The organism is Luteolibacter sp. (genome assembly GCF_058122085.1).
In genome coordinates this window covers 1-7,311 of record NZ_JBIKBQ010000154.1, presented here as the reverse complement: position 1 = coordinate 7,311, position 7,311 = coordinate 1, and the positions used below count along the sequence as shown (strand labels likewise).

7 protein-coding genes are annotated in these 7,311 nt (G+C 62.2%); 1 reads left to right on the top strand and 6 read right to left on the bottom strand.

Annotated features, from left to right (window positions below; all coding sequences use genetic code 11):
* The 4 genes from mtnP to AC4DF4_RS17260 all read right to left on the bottom strand — a co-directional run.
* Positions 1 to 707 (bottom strand): S-methyl-5'-thioadenosine phosphorylase (gene mtnP / locus AC4DF4_RS17275; RefSeq protein WP_490049352.1); only part of this gene is annotated, 707 nt, incomplete at its 3' end.
* 40 nt (positions 708 to 747) lie between these two features.
* Positions 748 to 1,947, bottom strand: a complete 1,200-nt coding sequence (locus AC4DF4_RS17270) for a nucleoside/nucleotide kinase family protein (RefSeq protein WP_490049351.1) — start codon at positions 1,945 to 1,947, stop codon at positions 748 to 750.
* 111 nt (positions 1,948 to 2,058) lie between these two features.
* Positions 2,059 to 3,240: an L-rhamnose/proton symporter RhaT gene (rhaT, locus tag AC4DF4_RS17265; RefSeq protein WP_490049353.1), complete on the bottom strand. Its 1,182-nt coding sequence runs from the start codon at positions 3,238 to 3,240 to the stop codon at positions 2,059 to 2,061.
* Positions 3,241 to 3,284: 44 nt separating this feature from the next.
* Positions 3,285 to 4,553 (bottom strand): L-rhamnose isomerase, encoded by a 1,269-nt coding sequence (locus AC4DF4_RS17260; RefSeq protein ID WP_490049350.1) that lies wholly within the window; start codon positions 4,551 to 4,553, stop codon positions 3,285 to 3,287.
* Between the two features lie 83 nt (positions 4,554 to 4,636).
* On the opposite strand from AC4DF4_RS17260, the gene AC4DF4_RS17255 reads away from it, so the two are divergent.
* Positions 4,637 to 5,506 (top strand): helix-turn-helix domain-containing protein, encoded by an 870-nt coding sequence (locus AC4DF4_RS17255; RefSeq protein WP_490049349.1) that lies wholly within the window; start codon positions 4,637 to 4,639, stop codon positions 5,504 to 5,506.
* 7 nt (positions 5,507 to 5,513) lie between these two features.
* Here the strand turns inward: AC4DF4_RS17255 and AC4DF4_RS17250 are convergent, their stop codons facing one another.
* The gene (locus AC4DF4_RS17250) at positions 5,514 to 6,500 is read right to left on the bottom strand and encodes a substrate-binding domain-containing protein (protein ID WP_490049348.1); all 987 of its coding nucleotides are present in this window, start codon (positions 6,498 to 6,500) and stop codon (positions 5,514 to 5,516) included.
* Positions 6,497 to 7,311 (bottom strand): ABC transporter permease (locus tag AC4DF4_RS17245; protein ID WP_490049347.1); only part of this gene is annotated, 815 nt, incomplete at its 5' end. The genes AC4DF4_RS17245 and AC4DF4_RS17250, both read right to left, overlap by 4 nt.

Here is a 7,311-nt window from a genome sequence, read left to right as displayed (position 1 = left end):
TGAAGATTCTCGATCACGGCCTCCACCTCGACGGCGACCTCGTCCGTTTTCCAGCAATCGTAGTCGGTCACGAGAGCCAGCGTGGCCGCCGCGATTTCCGCCTCGCGGCAGAGCCGGGCTTCCGGGCCGTTGGTCATGCCGATGATGTCCGCGCCGTTCAGACGGTGGAAATGCGCCTCGGCGCGGGTCGAGAATGCCGGACCGTTCATGCAAAGATAAGCACCGCCGTCGTGGACTTTCGGCGCGAGCGAACGCGCGGCGGCCAGCAGGATTTCCCGCAATTCCGCGCAATACGGATCGGCGAAACCGATATGCGCGGCGATGCCGTTTCCGAAAAACGTGTGCTTGCCCGCCGTGCCGGTGCGGTCGATCAACTGGTCCGGCACGACGATGTCGCGCGGCGCGAGTTCCTCCCGCAAACTGCCGACGGCCGTGACCGAAACCACCCAGCGCACGCCGAGCGAGCGCAGCGCCCAGACGTTCGCGCGGTGGTTGATCTCATGCGGCATCAGGCGGTGCCCCACGCCGTGGCGCGGCAGGAAACAAACCCGCCGCCCGCCGATGCGGCCGCTGACCAACTTGTCCGACGGATCGCCGAACGGCGTCGCGACCGCCTGCTCGGAGATTTCCTCGAATCCCTCCATTTCATAAAGCCCGCTGCCGCCGATGATTCCGACGGCAGGCTCGTTCGTTAATTTTGAATTCATTGGGTCGGTAATTTCAGGCTGTGGATGATCGTGGACGAAGTCAGCCGCGGCGGATCTTTGACCCGTCAAAGAGGATCGTCATGCGGTAAACCCGCTTTTCACGCGTTTCGATCCTGCCGGTGACGAGGTCGAAGCGCTGCGGGATTTCCTGGCGGCGAATGTCCACGCTGGCGCGGAACCCGCGCTCTGAGAAGACGTCGATGAGGATGGCGATGGCGACCGGATCCTCGAACAGCGCCTCCTCGGTGTTGATCATCGCCCGCCCGCTGACGGCGTAGCGCTTGATGATGGGCATCATTTTCCCCTGGATGAAATCGACGACGGAGCGCAACCGGTCCGGGCATTCGACCTGATAGCCGTCCAGCCGGTTGACGAGTTCCTGGCGGGCCTGCACGACGATTTCGTCCGCCAGCGGGATGTGGCGCAGGCTGTCGTAAGTGAGCGGGTCAAGCTCGAGCGAGCTCTGATAGGCGAGCTCGTTGATGATGTTCTGTTGGACGATCTCGATCGGCGCCTGGGCGTTGATGAAATGATAGTGGAAGATTTGCTTCAGCGAGACGAGCGCGTCGTAAGTCTTCTCCTTGAAGGTGCGGTAGCGGTTGCGCGCGAGTTCGGGATGGAAGTCGGTGTTGCGCTCCTCCTCCAGCTCCCCCACGCCGGACTGGCGGATCTCCACATTGCGGGCGAGCGCCTCCCGGCCGCGCTTGAGCTGGCGGGCGATGCTCTCCGCCTCATCCACGAAGAGCACCATGATGTGGAACGTCGGCTGGCGGAAATGCAGGGCCTTGGGAGTGCCGGAAAACTCGCGGCGCAACCCGATCATTTGATCGTAAAACATCTTGAGGCACTCGACCTGCACGGTGGTGCGGGGAAATCCATCGAGCACCGCGCTCTCCCGGAACTGCGGCTTGAGGAGTTCGTGGAGGAGCAGGCGGAGCACCTCCTCGTCCCCCACCATGCCGCCGCCCGCCTTGATCGTCCGCGCCTCCGGGGAATCCAACAGCTGGCTGATCACGATGGGCGCCGCGGTGATGCCGCGGACCCGGCAGATGAAGGCGGTGTTCGTTCCCTTGCCGGAACCGGGCGCGCCTCCCAGCAGGATGAGCTCCTTGGGGAAAAGCAGGTTTTCCCGGCCGAGCTCTTTCTCCAGCCCTTTCCAAACCCGGTTGAAAATCAGCTGGGCGTCCTTGATTTCAAGATCAGGACTCAGGATGGCGGCGGTGGATTGGCTCGGATTCACGGGCGGGGACTACATAACATCGCCGGACCGCGGTCCAGAGCGTCTTGAAAGAATCACGGCCCCGCCTGCAAAGACGGGGCCGTGACGATGGAACTATTTTCCAAGCGGCGATCAATGGCCGCCGCCGGAGCCCTTGATATAAGTACCGACGCCGATGATGATCGTGGAAAGAATCAGGGTCAGGATGCCGACGCCGATCAAACGGTGGGCCTTCTTGCTGGAGCCTTTCCATTCGTGGAAAATCCAGCCCCACATCGTGCTGAAGATGATGATGCTGGCCATGTGCAAGGTCCACGAGGCGAAACCAAACTTGCCCATCTGCGTCTCGCCCATGGTGTAAAAGAAGAACTGGAAATACCAGGTGGTGCCGGCAAGCGCGGAGAACAGATAGTTCCCGAGCATCGGGATTTTCAAATCACTCTGCGCGGGGGTCGAGGAACCGGAAGATGAGCCGCCGCCGTGCTCGCCACCCGAAGCGGTCAGGCCGGCGTGCTCGGCACGGGCGTGCGAGGCAAGATACTGATAGCCGGTCCGGTTCTTGATGTTCAGCCCGACGCACCAGACAAAGTTAGTGGCGAAGCCGCCGAGCATGACGACGATCAATTTGGGAAGCCCGCTCCAGATCACCGAGGTCCCAGCAGCCACCGAGGCGTCGCCGATCGGATTGCCGGCGGTCAGGCCGAAGCTGAAGCAGGCGCTCATGATCCCGGAGAAAGTCGCCACGAGGATTCCTTTCTTGAAGCTGAACTCGGCGATGGCCTTCTTCTTATCCTCGGCCGACATTTCCTTTTCCTTGGTCGCACCGGCAAGAGCGGCGATGAAAATGCCCAGCAAGCACACCGCCACGCCTAGCAGCGTGACCTGTCCGGCCGTGCTGGAAGCGATCTCGGTGATCGACTCCGCCACCGGGATGGTGGGGAAGAACAGTTTGAAAATCGGCGGCAGCAAGGTGCCAAAGGCCGCGCAGTAACCGAGGGCGACCCCCATGCCGAGCGACATTCCGAGATAACGCATCGCCAGGCCGAAGGTCAGACCGCCGGTGCCCCAGAGCGCGCCGAACAGGAAGGTCCAGCCGAGGGTGGACACGGACTGGCTGCTGAGAACCCCGAAGACGTCCTTGGTCAAAAAGGAAGCGAGCAGCAGCGGGCAGATGATCCAGGAGAAGAACCCGCCGACAAGCCAGTAGGTTTCCCAAGACCATTTTTTAACGCCCTTGTATGGCACGTAGAAACTTCCCGAGGCCAAGCCGCCGAGCCAGTGAAACACAACGCCGAGTAATGCAGATCCCATAATATAGTGATGTCAGTTGGATTTTTGGATGATGGAGAATTTCTAACTCAGGCGCGCTTGCTCAGCACCGCGGTCTCGTATTGCTTGACCTCGGCGAGCCAGTCGGTGCCGGCGGGGACGTTTTGCGACTCGCAACAAGCATCCCAAACCGCGCCCCATGGCAAGCTCTTGGATTCCTCCATCAGCGCGAGGCGCGAGGTGTAGTCGCCGGATTTCTCCGCGTCGCGGAGGGCCGCGGGCTCCAGCAAGGCCATCAGCAGCGCCTTGAGCGTGTTGCGCGTGCCGATCGTCCAGGCCGCGATCCGGTTGATGCTGGCGTCGAAGAAATCCAGGCCGATGTGGGTGCGGGCGAGCAGTTTGTTGCGCACGAGCTCGGCGGCGATGGACTGGAGCGCGTCGTCCAAGGTGACGACGTGGTCGCTGTCCCAACGCACGCCGCGGCTGACGTGAAGGAGGATTTCCGGCACATACATCAGCACGGAGGAAAGCTTGTCGGCGATGCCTTCCGTCGGGTGGAAATGGCCGGCGTCGAGGCAGAGCAGTTTCTGGTTCTTGATCGCGTAACCCATGTAAAACTCGTGCGAGCCGACCACATAGCTCTCGCTGCCGATGCCGAAGAGCTTGCACTCGACCGCGTCGAGGTGGTGTTTCGGATTGAGCTTCTTGGCGAAAACCCGGTCCAGCGAATCGGACAGGCGCTGACGCGGCGCGAGGCGGTCCACCGGGGTGTCCTTGTAGCCGTCGGGAATCCAGACGTTGGTCACGGTCGGCGAACCGAGCGCCTTGCCCATCGCCGCGCCGATTTCGCGGGAGGCGATGCAGTGATCGACCCAGAAATCGCGGATCGCTTTTTTCGGGTGGGAAAGGGTGAAACCGTCGGCGGCTTTCGGGTGCGCGAAGCAGGTCGGGTTGAAATCCATGCCCATGCCGTTGGATTTCGCCCAGTCGATCCAGCCTTGGAAATGCTCCGGCTTGATTTCGTTGCGATCGACTTTTTTGCCGCCGAACTCGCCGTAGAAGGCGTGGAGATTGAGGCGGTGCTTGCCGGGGATCAGGGAGAGCGCCTTGTCGAGGTCCGCGCGGAGCTCGTCCGGAGTGCGGGCCTTGCCGGGGTAGTTGCCGGTCACCGCGATGCCGCCGCTGAGGCCTTCGCCGGAGTTTTCGAAGCCGCCGACGTCATCGCCCTGCCAGCAGTGGAGGGAAATCGAGATACCCGCGAGCGAGGCCATGGCGGCATCAGTATCGACGCCGAGATCGGCGTATCGGCCTTGGGCGAGCTTGTAGGACTGGGCGATGGATTTTGAGGATTTGGACATGGCGGATGGGGTTCGGGTCAGCCTGCGTGGAATTCCCTCGAAAAACCTCCACTGTTTGGCCAAATACAAGCACGATCCCGCCAGTGAAACGCGTCCTCAAAATCGACGAGTGGTTCCATCCCGACGGCTTCCCGATCAGCGTGGAGCGCAGGGAACCGCAGGAACTTTTCGAACCCCACGCCCACGAGTTCGCGGAACTGGTGATCGTGACCGGCGGCAAGTGCCTGCACGTGACCGGGCAGGATTCCTGGGAACTCACGGCCGGCGACGTGTTCGTCATCGCCGGTCCCCGCGAGCACGAATACCGGGACCTCGTGGACCTGCGGCTCGTCAACATCCTCTATCAACCTAACCAGTTGAAAATGGGACTGTTGGACCTGCCGTCCGTCGCCGGCTACCACGCGCTTTTCACGCTGGAACCCTCGTGGAAAAAACGCCAGCCGGCGAAGGACCGGCTGCACCTCGGCGGCAAGGAAATGGTCCAGGTCATCGAGCTGGTGGACCGGCTCGAAGTGGAGTTGAAGACCCGCGAGCCGGGCTTCGGCTTCATGGCCACGGCGGCGTTCATGCAGATCATCGGCATGTTATCCCGCTGTTACGGCCGCAGCCCGTCGCCGGACGGACGCGCCCTGCTGCGCATCGGCGAGGCGCTGTCCCACTTGGAGCGCAACATCCACCGCGAGGTCAATCTGGAGGAATTGGCCAGCATCGCCCACATGTCCCGGCGGAGTTTCTTGCGGGTCTTCCAATCCGCCACCGGAACCTCCCCGCTCGCCTGGGTCATCGAGCAACGGATCAACCGCGCGTGCAATCTGCTGCGCCACACCGACCGCCGCGTCACGGAGGTCGCCTTCGACGTCGGCTTCAACGACAGCAACTATTTCACCCGGCAGTTCCGCAAAGTCACCGGGCTTTCCCCGCGGGACTACCGGCTGCGGAACGGCGTGGCGTGAGTCTCCATTAGAAATCGAACTGGTCGATGTTCTCCTTGGTGAAGACGAAGGGCTTGCCGAGGACGATGTTGTCACCGGCGATCGGCATCTTGCCGAGCTTGCCGGCGTTGAACTCGGTGGCACCCGGAGCGAGCTCGCCTCTGGCGGCCGCGGCACCGGCCATGACGGCGAGATAGCCGAGGTCCTCGACTTTCCAGAGGATGACCGCCTGGGTGACACCTTCCTTGACGTAGGTCTTGTTCTCACTGGGCAGGCCGAGGCCGAGGACTTTGACCGCGCCGGTCTTGCCCGCTTGTTTGACGGCTTCCGCGGCTCCGGGCACGGCGAGCGAGCTGGCGGCGATGATGGCTTTCAAATTCGGATAGGCGCTGAGCAGGTTGGTGGCTTCCTGCTGGGCTTTGTCCTTCTGGTCGTCGCACGGCTTGATGTCCACCAGCTTCATGTTCGGATAGGCGGCCTGGTGCCCCTTGATGTGCTTGATCCACTCGTTCATGTTGGACGAGGTGAGGCTGCCGGTGATGATGGCGAACTCGCCCTCGCTGCCCGTGAGAGTGGCGGCGGTGTCCATCAACTGCTCACCGATGGCCTGGGCGGTGGCCTGGTTGACGAAATACGAGCGGGCGTCCGGCTGGGCGTCCGCATCGTAAGTGATGACCTTGATGCCTGCGGCCTGGGCTTTCCTGAGGGCGGTGGAAATGGAGTCCTTGTTCTCACAGGCGGCGACGATGACGTTCACGCCGTCGGTGATCCAGTTTTCGACGATCTCGTTCTGCTTGGCGGGATCAGGATTGGTCGGGCCGTCGAATTTCAGCTCGGCGTTGAGTTCGGTGGCAGCGGCGCGGGCGCCACGCTCGCAGGTGACGAAGTATTGGTTGCCCTTGCTCTTGGGAAGAAAGGCGATGGTCAGCTTGCCGTCGGACTTGGTTTTGCTGCAGGAAACCAAGGGAAGCGTGGCGATGAGAGCGAGGCCGGCGATGAAGGATTTGCGTTTCATGGAGGGGTTGGATTCGAACTTCCGAGAGACTGCTTGAGCGCGCGGCGGACGGCGAGCGTTTTCATCACGGTGCCGATTGCGAGCGCGGCGATCAGTAAAACGCCGGTCAGCATACCGGACAACTCGCGGGCGACGCTGGAAACCGATTGGTCAAAGATCCGGTATTCCGAAATCCGCGTGAGGCCGTTGTTCAAGATGGCGAGCGACAACCACCCCAGCAGCGTGCCCGCCACCGTGCCCGTACCACCGAAAATACTCACGCCGCCGAGCACGACCGCCGTGATGGCTAGCAGCTCGTAGCCAATGCCAACGTTCGCCCGCGCTTCTCCTAACCGTGAAACAATGATCACCGCCGCGAGGCCGGCGACGGCTCCAGCGATGATGTAGGCGACGCTGGTATTGCGGGCGACGGGAATGCCGGCATACCCCGCGCCTTCCGCCGAAAATCCGATGGCGCGGAACGAACGTCCCAACGTGGCTTGATGCACTAGCAGCCAGATCCCCACGGCCACGGCGAGAAACACCCACACCTGCGTCGGGACCCCGGCGGTGTTGGAATTTCCCAATGCGAGGAAGGACTGGGGAAATTGCGCATACGCGACGGAACCTTTTGTCAGCGCTTCCGCCAACCCACGGAACAACGAGAACGTGCCGAGCGTGACGATCAGCGGCGGGAGATTTAGGCGGGTGATGAGCACCGCGTTCAAGCCGCCGCCGAGAGCTCCAATGGTGATCGCAGCGAGACCTGCCAGCCACGGATCGAGGCCGAGCGTGTTTACCATCATACCGAAGAGCACCGCGCACAGGCCCA

Bases quoted from the DNA above. Each gene is read 5' to 3' on its own strand.
- AC4DF4_RS17260 (WP_490049350.1), bottom strand. From the start codon at position 4,553: ATGTCCAAATCCTCAAAATCCATCGCCCAGTCCTACAAGCTCGCCCAA.
- AC4DF4_RS17250 (WP_490049348.1), bottom strand. From the start codon at position 6,500: ATGAAACGCAAATCCTTCATCGCCGGCCTCGCTCTCATCGCCACGCTT.